The 575-nt window shown below is 57.2% G+C and carries 1 rRNA gene; it reads left to right on the plus strand.

What is annotated here, in order from left to right:
• Positions 1 to 575, plus strand: a 23S ribosomal RNA gene (locus ACSEXS_RS22635); the annotation flags it as partial.

Below are 575 nucleotides of genomic sequence, written 5' to 3' on the forward strand. Positions count from 1 at the left end.
GGTGAAGGGACCGTGTCAGGCGGGCAGTTTGACTGGGGCGGTCGCCTCCTAAAGCGTAACGGAGGCGCCCAAAGGTTCCCTCAGAATGGTTGGAAATCATTCGAAGAGTGCAAAGGCAGAAGGGAGCTTGACTGCGAGACAAACACGTCGAGCAGGGACGAAAGTCGGGCTTAGTGATCCGGTGGTTCCGTATGGAAGGGCCATCGCTCAACGGATAAAAGCTACCCTGGGGATAACAGGCTTATCTCCCCCAAGAGTCCACATCGACGGGGAGGTTTGGCACCTCGATGTCGGCTCATCGCATCCTGGGGCTGAAGTAGGTCCCAAGGGTTGGGCTGTTCGCCCATTAAAGCGGTACGCGAGCTGGGTTCAGAACGTCGTGAGACAGTTCGGTCCCTATCTGTCGCGGGCGCAGGAAATTTGAGAGGAGCTGTCCTTAGTACGAGAGGACCGGGATGGACGTACCGCTGGTGTACCAGTTGTTCCGCCAGGAGCATCGCTGGGTAGCCAAGTACGGACGGGATAAGCGCTGAAAGCATCTAAGCGTGAAGCCCCCCTCAAGATGAGATTTCCCA

Origin of the sequence: Gorillibacterium terrae (assembly GCF_051594785.1) — a bacterium.
Taxonomy (GTDB): domain Bacteria; phylum Bacillota; class Bacilli; order Paenibacillales; family NBRC-103111; genus Gorillibacterium.